The organism is Simplicispira sp. GW247-4R2A, assembly GCF_059424465.1.
Window position 1 is genome coordinate 1 of the sequence record NZ_JBWKZM010000024.1, and the last position, 13,160, is coordinate 13,160.

General features: G+C 66.1%; 17 protein-coding genes. 15 read left to right on the forward strand and 2 right to left on the reverse strand.

Going from position 1 to position 13,160, the window contains the following annotated elements:
• The 5 genes from yghU to AC07ZH_RS15300 all read left to right on the forward strand — a co-directional run.
• A partial coding sequence (yghU, locus tag AC07ZH_RS15280) for a glutathione-dependent disulfide-bond oxidoreductase (protein WP_495200463.1) occupies nucleotides 1-872 on the forward strand: 872 nt, incomplete at its 5' end.
• Between the two features lie 16 nt (nucleotides 873-888).
• Entirely contained in the window at nucleotides 889-1,521 is a 633-nt protein-coding gene (locus tag AC07ZH_RS15285; RefSeq protein ID WP_414080294.1) for a glutathione S-transferase family protein, read from the forward strand.
• Between the two features lie 4 nt (nucleotides 1,522-1,525).
• Entirely contained in the window at nucleotides 1,526-2,026 is a 501-nt protein-coding gene (locus AC07ZH_RS15290) for a flavodoxin family protein (protein ID WP_414080293.1), read from the forward strand.
• Between the two features lie 218 nt (nucleotides 2,027-2,244).
• The gene (locus AC07ZH_RS15295; protein ID WP_119108358.1) at nucleotides 2,245-3,141 is read left to right on the forward strand and encodes a dienelactone hydrolase family protein; all 897 of its coding nucleotides are present in this window, start codon (nucleotides 2,245-2,247) and stop codon (nucleotides 3,139-3,141) included.
• 57 nt (nucleotides 3,142-3,198) lie between these two features.
• Nucleotides 3,199-4,050: a ZIP family metal transporter gene (locus AC07ZH_RS15300; RefSeq protein WP_414080292.1), complete on the forward strand. Its 852-nt coding sequence runs from the start codon at nucleotides 3,199-3,201 to the stop codon at nucleotides 4,048-4,050.
• Nucleotides 4,051-4,092: 42 nt separating this feature from the next.
• Here AC07ZH_RS15300 and AC07ZH_RS15305 read toward each other — a convergent pair whose 3' ends face one another.
• Nucleotides 4,093-4,881, reverse strand: coding sequence for an SAM-dependent methyltransferase (locus tag AC07ZH_RS15305; RefSeq protein WP_414080291.1), 789 nt, complete (start codon nucleotides 4,879-4,881; stop codon nucleotides 4,093-4,095).
• Nucleotides 4,878-5,489: a Maf family nucleotide pyrophosphatase gene (locus AC07ZH_RS15310; protein ID WP_414080290.1), complete on the reverse strand. Its 612-nt coding sequence runs from the start codon at nucleotides 5,487-5,489 to the stop codon at nucleotides 4,878-4,880. Before AC07ZH_RS15310 ends, AC07ZH_RS15305 begins: the two co-directional genes overlap by 4 nt.
• A gap of 25 nt (nucleotides 5,490-5,514) precedes the next feature.
• Here AC07ZH_RS15310 and AC07ZH_RS15315 point away from each other — a divergent pair, with 25 nt between their 5' ends.
• The 10 genes from AC07ZH_RS15315 to rpoE all read left to right on the forward strand — a co-directional run bounded on the left by AC07ZH_RS15315 (nucleotide 5,515) and on the right by rpoE (nucleotide 13,135).
• A complete protein-coding gene (locus AC07ZH_RS15315) occupies nucleotides 5,515-6,072 on the forward strand; it encodes a YceD family protein (RefSeq protein WP_119108354.1) in 558 nt (185 codons plus the stop codon).
• 99 nt (nucleotides 6,073-6,171) lie between these two features.
• Nucleotides 6,172-6,354 (forward strand): 50S ribosomal protein L32, encoded by a 183-nt coding sequence (rpmF, locus tag AC07ZH_RS15320; protein WP_119108353.1) that lies wholly within the window; start codon nucleotides 6,172-6,174, stop codon nucleotides 6,352-6,354.
• Between the two features lie 120 nt (nucleotides 6,355-6,474).
• Nucleotides 6,475-7,533, forward strand: a complete 1,059-nt coding sequence (plsX, locus tag AC07ZH_RS15325) for a phosphate acyltransferase PlsX (RefSeq protein WP_119108352.1) — start codon at nucleotides 6,475-6,477, stop codon at nucleotides 7,531-7,533.
• Nucleotides 7,530-8,507 carry a beta-ketoacyl-ACP synthase III gene (locus AC07ZH_RS15330; protein ID WP_414080289.1) on the forward strand — a complete coding sequence of 326 codons (978 nt, stop codon included), beginning with the start codon at nucleotides 7,530-7,532 and terminating at the stop codon, nucleotides 8,505-8,507. The genes plsX and AC07ZH_RS15330 overlap by 4 nt, the downstream gene beginning before the upstream one ends.
• A 54-nt stretch (nucleotides 8,508-8,561) precedes the next feature.
• On the forward strand, nucleotides 8,562-9,512 hold the full coding sequence (fabD, locus tag AC07ZH_RS15335) for an ACP S-malonyltransferase (protein ID WP_414080288.1): 951 nt from the start codon (nucleotides 8,562-8,564) through the stop codon (nucleotides 9,510-9,512).
• Nucleotides 9,509-10,258: a 3-oxoacyl-ACP reductase FabG gene (fabG, locus tag AC07ZH_RS15340; RefSeq protein WP_119108349.1), complete on the forward strand. Its 750-nt coding sequence runs from the start codon at nucleotides 9,509-9,511 to the stop codon at nucleotides 10,256-10,258. Before fabD ends, fabG begins: the two co-directional genes overlap by 4 nt.
• A gap of 104 nt (nucleotides 10,259-10,362) precedes the next feature.
• Entirely contained in the window at nucleotides 10,363-10,602 is a 240-nt protein-coding gene (gene acpP, locus AC07ZH_RS15345) for an acyl carrier protein (RefSeq protein ID WP_106445373.1), read from the forward strand.
• A 48-nt stretch (nucleotides 10,603-10,650) separates the two neighbouring features.
• Entirely contained in the window at nucleotides 10,651-11,895 is a 1,245-nt protein-coding gene (gene fabF / locus AC07ZH_RS15350) for a beta-ketoacyl-ACP synthase II (protein ID WP_414080287.1), read from the forward strand.
• A 39-nt stretch (nucleotides 11,896-11,934) separates the two neighbouring features.
• Nucleotides 11,935-12,435, forward strand: a complete 501-nt coding sequence (locus AC07ZH_RS15355) for a hypothetical protein (protein WP_414080286.1) — start codon at nucleotides 11,935-11,937, stop codon at nucleotides 12,433-12,435.
• A 58-nt stretch (nucleotides 12,436-12,493) separates the two neighbouring features.
• Nucleotides 12,494-13,135, forward strand: a complete 642-nt coding sequence (gene rpoE / locus AC07ZH_RS15360) for an RNA polymerase sigma factor RpoE (RefSeq protein ID WP_414080285.1) — start codon at nucleotides 12,494-12,496, stop codon at nucleotides 13,133-13,135.
• The last annotated feature ends 25 nt before the right edge of the window (nucleotides 13,136-13,160 follow it).

Genomic DNA, 13,160 nt, shown 5'->3' on the forward strand with positions numbered 1-13,160 from the left:
CCCCCACCCCTTACACCCCGCCTGCCGTCTGGCACTGGAACAAGGAAAACGGCGGCAAGTTCGCCAGCATCAACCGGCCGGTGTCCGGCCCCACGCACGACAAGGAACTGCCGGTCGGCAAGCACCCGCTGCAGCTGTACTCGCTGGCCACGCCCAACGGGGTGAAAGTCACGGTCCTGCTGGAAGAGTTGCTGGCGACAGGCCACAGCGGGGCCGAGTACGACGCCTGGCTGATCAATATCCAGGAAGGCGCTCAGTTCGGCAGCGGCTTCGTGTCGGTGAACCCCAATTCCAAGATTCCGGCCCTGCTGGACCGCAGTGATGCCGCCCATCCGGTGCGGGTGTTCGAGTCCGGCGCCATCCTGTTGTATCTGGCGGAGAAATTTGGCGCCTTCGTCCCTGCCAGCGGCGCGGCGCGCGCGGAGTGCCTGTCGTGGCTGTTCTGGCAGATGGGCAGCGGGCCGTTTCTGGGCGGCGGGTTTGGGCATTTTTACGCCTACGCACCGGAGAAGTTCGAATACCCGATCGACCGCTTTGCCATGGAAGTCAAGCGCCAGATGGATGTGCTGAACAAGCGCCTGGCCGAGCACGCGTTCATCGCCGGCCACGACTACACCATCGCCGACATGGCGATCTGGCCATGGTACGGCGCACTGGCCAAGGGCCAGCTCTACGACGCGGGCGAGTTCTTGCAGGTGCACGAGTACACGCATGTGGTCCGCTGGGCCGACCAGATTGCCCAGCGCCCGGCGGTGCAGCGCGGCCGCAAGGTCAACCGCACCTGGGGCGATCCCGCCAGCCAGTTGCACGAGCGGCACGACGCCAGCGACTTCGACACCAAGACGCAGGACAAGCTCGCGCCGTCGGCCTGAACCAAAGGACACCACCATGATCACCCTCTACGACTGCGCCACGGCGCCCAGCCCGCGCCGCGCGCGCATCTTTCTTGCTGAAAAGGGCGTGGCGCACGCCACCGTCGCGGTGGACCTGCGCTCCGGCGAGCAGTTGGGCGAGGCGTACCGCCAGATCAACCCGCAATGCACGGTGCCGGCGCTGCGCACCGAGGGCGGCCTGGTGCTGACCGACAACCCCGGCATTGCCGCCTACCTGGAAGCGCGCTTTCAAGAGCCGCCCCTGTTGGGCACCACGCCCGAGGAAAAAGCCGAGATCGCCAGTTGGAACTGGCGCATGGAGTTCGAGGGCCTGCTGGCCGTTGCCGAAGCCCTGCGCAACAGTGCGCCCGCCATGGCCAACCGGGCGTTGCCCGGCGCGGTGAACTACCCGCAGATTCCTGAGCTGGCGCAGCGAGGGCTGGCGCGGGTGGAGCAGTTCTTCCTGTTGCTCAACGACCGCCTGGCGGGCCGCGACTTCGTGGCCACCGAGCGTTTCAGCGTCGCCGACATCACCGCCGTGGTGGCCGTGGACTTTGCGCGCGTGGTCAAGCAAAAGCCGGGTGAGCAGCACCCGCACCTGCTGCGCTGGCGCGCCGCCATGGCGCAAAGGCCGTCGATGGCGCTGTAGCCGCATGGCCGCGCGCAAGACGCTGCTCATCGTCTACCACTCGTTCACCGATGGCACGCGGCAAATGGCCGAGGCGGCGCGTGCTGGTGCCGCGGCGGACGAAGGCTGCACGGTGCGCCTGCTGCACGCTGCACAGGCAGGAGCGCCGGACGTGCTGGCGGCAGACGGCTACCTGTTTGCGACGCCCGAGAACCTGGCCGCCATGAGCGGGGTGGTGAAGGATTTTTTCGACCGCAGCTACTACGCGGTGCTGGACCGGGTGAATGGCCGGCCCTATGCCAGCCTTATCTGCGCGGGCAGCGACGGCAGCAATGCGGCGCGGCAGGTGGCGCGCATTGCCACCGGCTGGCGCCTCAAGGCGGTGGCAGAGCCGCTCATTGTCTGCACCCACGCCCAGACGCCCGAGGCCATTCTGGCGCCCAAGCAGATTGAGAGCGGCGATCTGGAGCGCTGCCGCGCGCTGGGCGAGGCGCTGGCTACCGGACTGGGTTTGGGTATTTTCTAAACGCTATTTAGTTGATAGCTGTTAGCGCTTGCTGCATAAGTGCTAGAGGCTATTTTCACTTAAAACCCAACGCATGCCGCCTGGCATGAAGGCGCGGTCGCCGGGCACTTCAGCCGACAGCAGCGAGAGTGGCCGCTCGCGACGCGCTCGCAGCGCCGCAGGCGCGCAAGCTCTAGACTTGCGCGTTGGCGGTGTGGTTGCCGTTACGGAGAAATTTCATGTCCTTGCAGGATATTTGCACCGAGATCGATTCCCTTGCGCCTGGGCGGGCCACGCAGAGCGGCGCCCGCCGCCGCACCGTGCTGCACGCGGGTGTGGGGCTGGGCTATGCCGCGGCGGCCGCACCGCTCATGGCGCAGACGGCCATCGCGACCTCCGCCGAAGGACTGGACGCGGGCCGTGTGCACTACGAGCGCGATGGCTTTCAGGTGCCCGCCTACCGTGCCAAGCCTGCGGGGAAAACGCTCTTGCCGGTGGTGCTGGTGGTGCAGGAGATTTTCGGTGTACACGAATACATTGCCGACGTGTGCCGCCGCCTGGCGCGCGAGGGCTACCTGGCCATCGCGCCCGAGTTGTATGCGCGCCAGGGCGATGCGTCGAAGTACAGCGACATTTCCAGGCTGATGGCGGATCTCGTCTCCAAGGTGCCAGACGCCCAGGTCATGGGCGATCTCGACAGCGCGCTGGACTGGGCCGCGCAGAACGGCGGCGACACGTCGCGCGCCGGTATCACCGGGTTTTGCTGGGGCGGGCGCATCACCTGGCTGTACGCAGCGCACGGGCCGGTAAAGGCCGCGGTGGCCTGGTACGGGCGGCTCGAAGGCGCCGCCACAGCCCTCACCCCCAAGCACCCGCTGGAGCTCACCCCCATCCTGCGCGCCCCCGTGCTCGGCCTGTATGGCGAGGCGGACACCGGGATCCCGCAGGCCTCGATCGAGCGCATGCGCACAGCCCTGGCGTCAGGCTCGGATGCGGCAAAGGCCTCGCGCATCGTCACCTACCCCGATGCGCCGCACGCCTTTCATGCGGACTACCGGCCGAGCTACCGGGCGGCGGCCGCCAAAGATGGCTGGCACAAGGCGCTGGCCTGGTTGGGTGAGCACGGCGTGCGCTGAAAGCAAAAAGTTTAATAAAAATAGCCCATAGGGCATACAGGAAAAGCGTAGATAGCTATGATTTTGATAGTAATTGTGTTGGCCACGCTGGCGGCCGGCATTGGCAGTGTGTGGGTGGCCGCGTGGCTGATGCGTGCCGGCCTTGGCAGGGCGCAAGGGCAGGGCGTGGGGCCGCAGCATCTGCTGAGCCTGGCGGCCGGCGCTTTGTTGGCGACGGCGTTCATGCATTTGTTGCCCGAGGCGTTCGAGAGCCCCATCGATCCCCAGGCGCTCTTTGCGACCTTGCTTGTTGGCCTGGTGTTTTTCTTCCTGCTCGACAAGGCCGAGCTCTGGCACCACGGCCATGAGCATGCGCCGGACGCACCCGGCCATGCGCACGGCCATCCGCATTCCCACGCCCACCCGCACGGCGTACATGTGCACGGCGTACACGCGCATGGCGAGCAGGGCGCCTCCCGCATGGGGGGCTGGACCGTGCTCACCGGCGACAGCGTGCACTGCTTTGGCGACGGCGTGCTGATCGCGTCGGCCTTCGTCGCCGACCTACGCCTCGGGCTTGTGGCGGCGCTTTCCGTGCTGGTGCACGAAGTGCCGCACCACATGGGCGACCTGGTTGTGCTGCAGCAAAGCAACGCCAACCGCAATATGGCCTTGGTGAAGGTGTCGCTGGCCGGCGCAGTGACGGCCTTGGGCGGCGTGCTGGGCTATTTTCTGATCGAGCGGCTCGATTTCGCCCTGCCGTACTTCCTGGTGGTGGCGTCGAGCAGCTTTGTGTACGTCGCGCTGGCGGACCTGATCCCGCAGCTGCAAAAGCGTCTGACGGCCCGGCAGACGCTGCACCAGGTGCTGTGGCTGTTTGCCGGCATGGTGCTGGTGACCGTCGTGGGGCAACTGGCGCACCACCATTGAGTGGAGGGGCGTTCCAACGCCCTGGGACTAAGTGAGGGCGCTCTAACGCCCTAGGGCAAACACGGCCGGTGTGTGGCGCCCTGGCGGCTCGGCGTGGCGCCACTGGCGCGCTTCCATGCTGCGGATGCTGGCGTCGGCGAGGGTGAGGCCGCTGGCGACCGCCAGGCGCGTGGCGGGCTGCAAGGTCTGCACCAGCGCCTGGAGCAGGGCGGCATTGCGGTAGGGCGTTTCGATGAACAGCTGGGTTTGCCCGGTGCGCAGGGCCAAGGCCTCCAGGGAAGCGATGCGCTGCGCACGCTCGGCGGCGTCCTGCGGCAGGTAGCCGACAAAGGCAAAATTCTGACCGTTGAGGCCGCTGGCAGCCAGCGCGAGCAAGAGGGACACCGGCCCGACCAGCGGCACCACGGCCACGCCCAGCTCGTGCGCTGCGCGCACCACTGAGCTGCCGGGGTCGGCGACGGCGGGCATGCCGGCTTCGCTCAGCAGGCCCACGTCGTGCCCGGCCAGCGCTGGCGCCAGCAGGCTGCGCGCGTCAAAGCGCGCAGCGCCCTGGGCGCCGTGGTCGCCCTTCTTGTGGACTGCGCGCGGCAGTTCGGTGATGTGCTGCTCCTGCAGCGGGCTGGCGAGTGGGTGCAGCTCGCCAATGCGCTTGAGGTAGGCGCGTGCGCTCTTGGCGTTCTCGCAGACCCAGTGCGTGGTGCGGGCGGCAGCCTGCAGGGTGCCGGCGGGTAGCGTGTCTTGCAGCGGTGTTTGCGTTTCGCAGCCGAAATCAAGCGGTGCCGGCACCAGCAGCAGCCGGCCGCGCGTGGTGCCTGGGGTGTCGCCGCTCATGGCAGCACCAGTCCAGCCGCGCGCAACATGCGGCAGGTGCGGATCAGGGGCAGGCCGACCAGGGCGGTGGGGTCGTCGCTGACGATGGCGTCCAGCAGGGCAATGCCCAGGCCCTCGCTCTTGGCGCTGCCGGCGCAGTCATACGGTTGTTCGGCGCGCAGGTAGCGCTCGATGGTGGCGCCGTCCAGCGTGCGAAAACGCACCTCTACAGGGGCGATATCGACCTGCTCGAAGCCTGTGGCCCGGCAGACCACGGCGACAGCGGTCTGGAAGATCACGGTCTGCCCGCTCATGCGGTGCAGTTGTTGCGTGGCACGCGTGTGGTCGCCAGGCTTGCCCAGCGGCTCGCCGTCCAGGTCGGCCACTTGGTCTGAGCCAATCACGACGGCACCAGGGTGCTGCGCCGCCACCGCGTGCGCCTTGGCCAGGGCGAGGCGCAAGGCGAGCGCGCGCGGCGCCTCGCCGGGCAGCGGGGCTTCGTCGGTGTCGGGAGATGCAACGGTAAATGGAAGGTGCAGGCGCTCCAGCAGTTCGCGCCGGTAGCGCGAGCTGGAGCCGAGAACCAGCGGGCGCGTGTTTGCGCCAGTTTCGGAGAGGGGTTCAGGCATCGCACGATTCTCTTACACTGCGCGCATGACCAAGGAATACTCTCCCGACCGACTCGACGTGAAGGCCTTCGTGCAGGCATCCGCGCACCTGGCCGGACACGAGTCCCTGCTCACCTACGAGCGCCTGGCCCAGGAAGCCAAGGGCCTGCACCCAGCTCTGCTGGTCGACTGGCAGGCGCAGGGCGAGTTGCGCAGCGCCGTGGCTGACGTTGGCGCGCCGCAGCTATGGCTGCACCTGACCGTGCACGCCACCTTTCCCATGCAGTGCCAGCGCTGCCTTACGCCGGTGGATGTGCCGCTGGACGTCGACCGCTGGTTTCGCTTCGTCCCCGACGAGGCCACGGCCGAGGCGCTGGACGACGACGCCGAGGAAGACCTGCTGGCGCTCAGCCGCGAGTTCTCGCTGCATGAGCTGATAGAAGATGAACTGCTGATGGCCCTGCCCGTGGTGCCGCGCCACGACGTCTGCCCCGCGCACTTGCCCATGCAGTCCAGCGACGAGGATTTCGATGCGGCGAGCGCCGAGCGACCGAACCCATTTGCCGCGCTGGCGGTCCTTCGGGTCGGCAAGGACAAGAAGTAGACGGCCTGCGTTATAATCGTAGGCTTCGCGCGCATCCCCCGGTTGTCTTTGATGGGTTGATCGCGTTTTTACCAACCTATTCAAACCCAGGAGCCGATCATGGCTGTTCAGCAAAACAAGAAATCCCCCTCCAAGCGCGGCATGCACCGTTCGCACAACGCGCTGGACGTGCCCGGCATTGCGCTGGAGCCCACCACGGGCGAAGTGCACCTGCGCCACCACATCAGCCCCAACGGCTTTTACCGTGGTCGCCAGGTGCTGAAGAACAAGTCCGAAGCCTGATCACCCAGCGCATCAGCGCCGGCCTAAGGCCCGTAGCTACAAAGCCTGTAGCGCGGGCCTTTGTTTTGGGTGCTACGCTTTCCCCATTCGCCGCCTGAGCGGTAATTGCCCGACCGATTCATGACCACACTGGCAGTCGATTGCATGGGGGGTGACCACGGCCCCCGCGTCACCTTGGCGGCCTGCCGCCGCTTTCTTGATTCGCACGCCGAGGCGCGCCTGCTGCTCGTCGGCCTGCCCGATGCGCTGGCCGGGTTCGCCCACGCGCGCGCCAGCGTCGTGCCGGCCAGCGAGGTGGTCGCCATGGACGACCCGGTTGAGGTGGCCTTGCGGCGCAAAAAGGATTCGTCCATGCGCGTCGCCATTGCGCAGGTCAAGGACGGCGCCGCCGCAGCGGCCGTGTCGGCCGGCAATACCGGCGCGTTGATGGCCATTGCGCGCTACCTGCTCAAGACGCTCGACGGCATCGACCGGCCCGCCATTGCCTCGCAATTGCCCAACGACAAAGGCGGCGCCACGACCGTGCTGGACCTGGGGGCCAACGTGGACTGCTCGGCCGAACACCTGCTGCAGTTCGCCGTGATGGGCTCGGCCCTGGTGGCCGCGCTGGGCGGCAACGCGCAGCCCACCGTGGGCCTGCTCAATATTGGCGAAGAAGCCATCAAGGGCAGTGAAGTCATCAAGCGCGCGGGCGAGCTGCTGCGCGCGGCCGGCGAGGCCGGAACCCTCAATTTCTACGGCAACGTCGAAGGCAACGATATCTTCAAGGGCACGGCGGATATCGTGGTGTGCGACGGTTTTGTCGGCAACGTGGCGCTCAAGGCCAGTGAAGGCGTGGCGAGCATGATCGTTGGCGGCCTCAAGCAGGAATTCAAGCGCAATCTGTTCACCAAGCTCGCTGCGCTCGTTGCCTACCCGGTGCTGGCCGCGCTGATGAAGCGCATGGACTACCGGCGCTACAACGGCGCTGCCCTGCTCGGGCTGCGCGGGCTGGTCTTCAAAAGCCACGGTTCGGCCGACGAACTGGCCTTCGAACTGGCCCTGGGCCGCGCGTATGATGCAGCCCGCAACAACCTTCTGGACCGTGTTCGTCAGCGTATTGACAGCGCCGCGCCCCTGCTGAGGCAGGCCGGTGCCGCGCAGAGCGACGATTCTGCGGCGCCAGCTTCTGCCCGATGACTCTTTATTCCCGTATTACCGGCACCGGCAGCCACCTGCCGCCCCGCCGCATCACCAACGCCGATCTGGTCGCGCAACTGGCTGCTGGCGGCGTCGAGACATCCGACCAATGGATCGTCGAGCGCACCGGCATTTGCGCCCGCCACTTCGCGGCCGACGACGTCCAGTGCAGCGACATGGCGCTGGATGCTGCGCGCCATGCGCTCCAGGCGGCCGGGCGCGATGCGAGCGAAATCGACCTGATCATCGTGGCCACGTCGACGCCGGACATGGTGTTCCCGTCCACCGCCTGCATCCTGCAGAACAAACTCGGCGCCAATGGCTGCCCGGCGTTTGATGTGCAGGCCGTCTGCAGCGGCTTCATTTACGGGCTGACCGTGGCGGACGCCATGATTCGCGCCGGCAACGCCCGCTGCGCATTGGTGGTGGGTTCCGAAATTTTCAGCCGTCTGCTCGATTTCCGTGATCGCACGACCTGTGTGCTGTTTGGCGACGGCGCTGGCGCGGTGGTGCTGGAGGCGTCGGAGCAGCCGGGCATCCTGGCAAGCGACCTGCACGCCGACGGCAAGCATGTGGGCATCCTGTGCGTGCCCGGCCATGTGTCGGGCGGTGTTGCCAGTGGCGACCCCTTCCTCAAGATGGATGGCCAGGCGGTCTTCAAGCTGGCGGTGGGCCTGCTGGAGAAATCGGCCCGTGCCACGCTGGACAAGGCCGGCATGGAGGCCAGCGTGCTCGACTGGATGGTCCCGCACCAGGCCAATATCCGCATCATGCAAAGCACGGCGCGCAAGCTCAAGTTGCCGATGGAAAAGGTCGTCGTCACGGTGGACCAGCACGGCAACACTTCGGCCGCGTCGATTCCGCTGGCGCTCGACCATGCGGTGCGATCCGGCCAGGTGAAGCCCGGCCAGACGGTGCTGCTCGAAGGTGTGGGCGGCGGTTTTACCTGGGGTTCGGTACTCCTGAAAATGTAGCTGGTAGCGCTTACCCAATAAGCGCTAGAGGCTGTTTTTACTCATATTTCCGACATGAATTCTTTTGCATTTGTCTTTCCCGGCCAGGGCTCGCAGGCCGTCGGCATGCTCGACGCCTGGGGCGACCACCCCGCCGTCGTGGGCGCACTGGCCGAAGCCTCGGACGCGTTGGGGGAAGATCTGGGCAAGCTGATCAAGGAAGGCCCCAAAGAGGCGCTGGCCCTCACCACCAACACCCAGCCCGTCATGCTGGTGGCGGGCGTGGCCGCGTGGCGCGTCTGGCGCGCCGAGGGCGGCGCCCTGCCCATGGCGTTGGCGGGCCATTCGCTGGGGGAGTATTCCGCCCTGGTGGCCGCCGGCGTGCTCACCCTGGCGCAGGCAACGCCCCTGGTGCGCCTGCGCGCTGCGGCCATGCAGGAGGCCGTCCCGGTGGGCAGCGGCGCCATGGCCGCCATTTTGGGATTGGATGCTTCAAAAGTCATAGCTGTATGCGCAGAGGTGACAAGCGCTTACGGCCAAAATGAGCAGGAAACTGTCGAGGCGGTGAATTTCAACGATCCCTCGCAGACCGTGATTGCCGGCAGCAAGGCCGCCGTCGAGCGCGCCTGCGAGGCGCTCAAGGCGGCGGGTGCCAAGCGTGCGCTGCCTCTGCCGGTGTCTGCTCCCTTTCACTCCAGCCTGATGCGCCCGGCAGCCGAGAAGCTGCGCACCGCGCTGGCGGCGACGGAAATGGCCGCGCCGCAGATTCCGGTCGTCAACAACATTGATGTGGCAGTGCAGACCGATGTCGACGCCATCCGCGACGCCCTGTACCGCCAGGCCTTTGGCCCGGTGCGCTGGGTCGAGTGCATCCGGCAGCTCAAGGCCATGGGGGCCACGCACATCATCGAATGCGGCCCAGGCAAGGTGCTCACCGGCCTGGTGCGCCGCATCGACGCAGAATTGACGGGCGCCGCGGTGTTCGACCCCGCGTCTCTCGAACAAGCCAAGGAGCTTCTCGCATGACCCAGGCAAATGACAAGACCCTCGGTGTGGCGCTGGTCACTGGCGCTTCGCGCGGCATTGGCGCGGCCATCGCGCTCGAACTTGCCCAGCGTGGCTACCAGGTGGTGGGCACGGCCACCACGCAGGAGGGCGCCCAGCGCATTGGCGCCGCGCTTTCGGCGCATACCGGCTGCCGTGGTGTGGTGCTCGATGTGAACGACACGCCGGCGGTGGACGCGCTGATTGACGCCACTGTCAAGGAATTGGGCGGCTTGCAGGTGCTGGTGAACAACGCCGGCATCACGCGCGACCAGCTCGCCATGCGCATGAAAGACGACGACTGGGATGCGGTGCTGTCCACCAACCTGAGTGCGGTGTTTCGCGTCAGCCGCGCCGCCATTCGCCCCATGATGAAGCAGCGCTTTGGCCGCATCATCAGCATTACCAGTGTGGTGGGCGCCTCGGGCAACCCGGGTCAGGCCAACTATGCCGCCGCCAAGGCGGGCGTTGCCGGCATGGCGCGCTCGCTGGCGCGCGAGCTGGGCAGCCGGGGCATTACGGTCAACTGCGTGGCGCCGGGCTTCATCGACACCGACATGACCGCCAGCTTGCCAGAAGCGCAGCAAAAGGCGCTGCTGGACCAGATTCCACTGGGCCATCTGGGGCGCCCTGCAGACATCGCCCATGCCGTTGCCTACCTCGCTTCGCCGCAGGCCGGCTACGTGACGGGGCAGGAATTGCACGTCAATGGCGGCATGTACATGTAATTGCTGTAAATTCGCGCGTGTTCGCGACACTGCAAACTGTGTCCGAGTGCACGAACGAACCGGCTAGAATCCCCAATTAATCTACCAACACCCAGAGTGAAACCATGAGCGATATTGAAGCACGCGTCAAAAAGATCATTGCCGAGCAACTCGGCGTGGAAGAGTCGCAGGTCACCAGCGAAAAAGCCTTTGTGGCCGATCTCGGTGCCGACTCGCTTGACACGGTCGAATTGGTGATGGCGCTGGAAGACGAATTCGGCATCGAAATTCCCGACGAAGACGCCGAGAAAATCACCACGGTGCAAAACGCCATTGATTACGCCACGTCCCATCCGAAGGCTTGAGCGGCGCGCTGCGCCGCGTTGAGCGATTTTCAAGCACAAGGTTTACGCATGAGCCGTCGTCGCGTTGTCGTGACCGGCCTGGGTTGCGTCTGTCCCGTGGGAAACACGGTGGTGGATGCCTGGGCCAACGTCCTGGCCGGGAAATCCGGTATTGGCCCGATCAGCAAGTTTGATACGTCGGCCTTCGCCTGCAAGATCGCCGGCGAAGTGCGGGGTTTTGACCTTGAGTCCTACATGAGCGCCAAGGACGCGCGTTCCATGGACTCCTTCATTCACTTCGGTATCGCCGCCGCCGCACAGGCTGTGCAGGATGCTGGCTTGCCGGTGGGCGAGGCACTGGATGAAGAGCTGGCGACCCGTATCGCCTGCGTGATCGGTTCGGGCATTGGCGGCCTGCCGCTGATCGAAAACACCCACGCCGAACTCGTGGCCCGCGGCCCCCGGCGCATTACGCCGTTCTTCGTGCCGGCCTCCATCATCAACATGGTGGCCGGGCATGTCTCCATGCGCTTTGGCTTCAAGGGGCCCAACCTCGCAGTCGTCACGGCGTGTACCACCGGTCTGCACTGCATTGGTGAAGGCGGACGCATGATTGAGTACGGTGACGCCGACGTGGTGGTGGCGGGCGGCACCGAAGCGACGGTTTCGCCGCTCGGCATTGGCGGTTTTGCCGCCATGCGCGCGCTTTCCACCCGCAACGACGACCCGCAAGCGGCATCGCGCCCCTGGGACCGCGACCGCGACGGCTTTGTGCTGGGCGAGGGCGCAGGCGTCGTGGTGCTTGAAGAGTACGAGCACGCCAAGGCGCGCGGCGCACGCATCTATGCGGAGCTGTGCGGTTTTGGCATGAGCGCCGACGCCGGCCACATGACAGCGCCCAGCATGGACGGCCCGCGCCGCGCGATGCTGAGCGCGTTGCGCAACGCCGGCATGAACGCCAGTGACGTGGATTACCTCAATGCCCATGGCACCTCTACCCCCCTGGGCGATCTGAATGAAACGCATGCCATCAAGGCGGCATTCGGTGACCATGCGGGCAAGCTGGTGGTCAGTTCGACCAAGTCCATGACCGGCCACCTGTTGGGCGGCGCTGGCGGCATCGAGAGCATCTTTACCATTCTCTCGCTCTACCACCAGAAGGTGGCGCCCACCATCAACCTGGACCACCAGGACCCCGAGTGTGATCTGGACTTCTGCGCCAACACCGCGCGCGATATGCGGGTGGATGTCGCCATGAAGAACAATTTCGGTTTTGGCGGCACCAACGGCACCTTGGTGTTCCGGCGCGTCTGACGCCACGGCCCGCGCGTATTTCCATTCCTCACAAGTTCCATGGGCGCCGGTACCGAGCGCTACCCAGCGCCTGCGGTGGAATACCCCATCGAACGCAGCGGCCGTTTGGCTGCTGTGCTTCTGCTGCTGCATGTTGGCAGCCTGGCCATTCTTGCGGCGTGGCTTTTGCGCGATGCGGGCGCGCTGCGCGCTGCGGTCCTGCCTGTCTTGCTTGTGTGGAGCGCGGCAGCCGCGCTGGGGGCCCATTTCTGGATGCGCCAACCGGTCGGCCGTCTGGCTTGGGACGGTACGGCCTGGCAGTTGCGCCGGGCAGCAGGGGGGAGCGCCGCGCAGGCATTGGGCCCTATGGTCGTGGTGCAGCTCGACTTGCAGCGCCAGATGGCGCTTGCCTTTCCCCAGGCAGCGCCGCCCGTCTGGCTGTTTGTCGAGCAAAGGCAGCAATCCGTACGCTGGCTCGATTTGCGCCGTGCGGTATATTCGCGGCCCAATGCGGCGAGGCCCTCGCCCGCAAGCTGCCAGCACGGGGAACGCATGCCATGAGGGCGGCGAGCCCCTCCGCAGCTCGGTCGTTCGCTTGCGGCCAGCGCTTGATTTACCCATGACCGATTCCTCCTCCGTTGCCCCTGCCGAGCCGCGTGCGCCCGATGCTGATTTTCAGCTGGTGCAGCGCAGCGTGGCGGGTGATCAGCGCGCGTTTGAACTGCTGGTGATCAAGTACCAGCGCCGTATCGAGCGGCTCATAGGCCGCATGGTGCGCGACACCGATTTGGTGCCGGACATCGCTCAGGAGACTTTTATCCGCGCTTACCGCGCGCTGCACCAGTTCCGCGGCGAAGCGCAGTTTTATACCTGGCTGTACCGCATTGCCGTGAATACCGCCAAGAAAACGCTGCTCGATCTCAAGCGCAACCCGGTGGTGTACGACGGTGCCGCGCCCGGTAACGACGAGGAAGATGAAACTTCCCGCCCGCGCTACGAACCAAGCACAGAAGAAACACCCGAAACGGTGCTGGCTGCACAGGAAATTGCGCAGGCGGTGAACGCCGCCATGGAAGCCCTGCCGGCCGATTTGCGCCAGGCAGTGACGTTGCGGGAAATTGAAGGCCTGAGCTACGAAGAGATTGCTGAGGCCATGGATTGCCCGATCGGTACGGTGCGCTCGCGCATCTTTCGGGCGCGGGAGGCGATTTCGGCGCGTGTGCGCCCGATGCTGGAAAACCAGTCGGGCAAGCGCTGGTAGGTGGACGGCAACCGGACAATGCAGG

Excerpts from the sequence above, each read along its gene's own strand:
- AC07ZH_RS15285 (WP_414080294.1), top strand. The coding sequence starts at position 889 with ATGATCACCCTCTACGACTGCGCCACGGCGCCCAGCCCGCGCCGCGCG.
- AC07ZH_RS15290 (WP_414080293.1), top strand. The coding sequence starts at position 1,526 with ATGGCCGCGCGCAAGACGCTGCTCATCGTCTACCACTCGTTCACCGAT.
- AC07ZH_RS15295 (WP_119108358.1), top strand. The coding sequence starts at position 2,245 with ATGTCCTTGCAGGATATTTGCACCGAGATCGATTCCCTTGCGCCTGGG.
- AC07ZH_RS15300 (WP_414080292.1), top strand. The coding sequence starts at position 3,199 with ATGATTTTGATAGTAATTGTGTTGGCCACGCTGGCGGCCGGCATTGGC.
- AC07ZH_RS15305 (WP_414080291.1), bottom strand. The coding sequence starts at position 4,881 with ATGAGCGGCGACACCCCAGGCACCACGCGCGGCCGGCTGCTGCTGGTG.
- AC07ZH_RS15310 (WP_414080290.1), bottom strand. The coding sequence starts at position 5,489 with ATGCCTGAACCCCTCTCCGAAACTGGCGCAAACACGCGCCCGCTGGTT.
- AC07ZH_RS15315 (WP_119108354.1), top strand. The coding sequence starts at position 5,515 with ATGACCAAGGAATACTCTCCCGACCGACTCGACGTGAAGGCCTTCGTG.
- rpmF (WP_119108353.1), top strand. The coding sequence starts at position 6,172 with ATGGCTGTTCAGCAAAACAAGAAATCCCCCTCCAAGCGCGGCATGCAC.
- plsX (WP_119108352.1), top strand. The coding sequence starts at position 6,475 with ATGACCACACTGGCAGTCGATTGCATGGGGGGTGACCACGGCCCCCGC.
- AC07ZH_RS15330 (WP_414080289.1), top strand. The coding sequence starts at position 7,530 with ATGACTCTTTATTCCCGTATTACCGGCACCGGCAGCCACCTGCCGCCC.
- fabD (WP_414080288.1), top strand. The coding sequence starts at position 8,562 with ATGAATTCTTTTGCATTTGTCTTTCCCGGCCAGGGCTCGCAGGCCGTC.
- fabG (WP_119108349.1), top strand. The coding sequence starts at position 9,509 with ATGACCCAGGCAAATGACAAGACCCTCGGTGTGGCGCTGGTCACTGGC.
- acpP (WP_106445373.1), top strand. The coding sequence starts at position 10,363 with ATGAGCGATATTGAAGCACGCGTCAAAAAGATCATTGCCGAGCAACTC.
- fabF (WP_414080287.1), top strand. The coding sequence starts at position 10,651 with ATGAGCCGTCGTCGCGTTGTCGTGACCGGCCTGGGTTGCGTCTGTCCC.
- AC07ZH_RS15355 (WP_414080286.1), top strand. The coding sequence starts at position 11,935 with ATGGGCGCCGGTACCGAGCGCTACCCAGCGCCTGCGGTGGAATACCCC.
- rpoE (WP_414080285.1), top strand. The coding sequence starts at position 12,494 with ATGACCGATTCCTCCTCCGTTGCCCCTGCCGAGCCGCGTGCGCCCGAT.